This window comes from Zoogloea sp. LCSB751, assembly GCF_002028455.1.
GTDB lineage: Bacteria > Pseudomonadota > Gammaproteobacteria > Burkholderiales > Rhodocyclaceae > Zoogloea.
In genome coordinates this window covers 1-359 of the sequence record NZ_MWUM01000108.1, presented here as the reverse complement: position 1 = coordinate 359, position 359 = coordinate 1, and the positions used below count along the sequence as shown (strand labels likewise).

Below are 359 nucleotides of genomic sequence, written 5' to 3'. Positions count from 1 at the left end.
CTGTAGCCCAGGGCCGGAATGGGCGCCGGATCGGCAAAATCCACCGCCAGGTTGTTCTTGACGGCATTGGTCACCGCAGCGGCATTGCCGCCGGTGAAGGCGGCGTCGCCGAAGGTGACGGTGAGGTTGCCGATGTCGTTGGCGTTGGCGTGGGCGGTGGCGCTGCCGGTGAGGGCCAGGGTGGCGTGGGTGGCATCCACGCGGGTGACCGTGGCGGTGAGGCCGGCGGGCACGTTGGTCACCGCCACGCCCGACAGCGCTGCACCGTTGGTGCCGGTGAAGGTGTCGTTGGTCAGGGTGATGGTGACGGTGTTGCTGATGGCGCCGTCGTTGGCGACCGCCTCGGTGAAGGTGCTGGT

The 359-nt window shown here is 68.8% G+C and carries 1 protein-coding gene; it reads right to left on the bottom strand.

What is annotated here, in order from left to right; translation table 11 throughout:
• The coding region (locus B4920_RS29650; RefSeq protein ID WP_216820039.1) for a hypothetical protein at nucleotides 1–359 on the bottom strand (359 nt) is incomplete at both ends.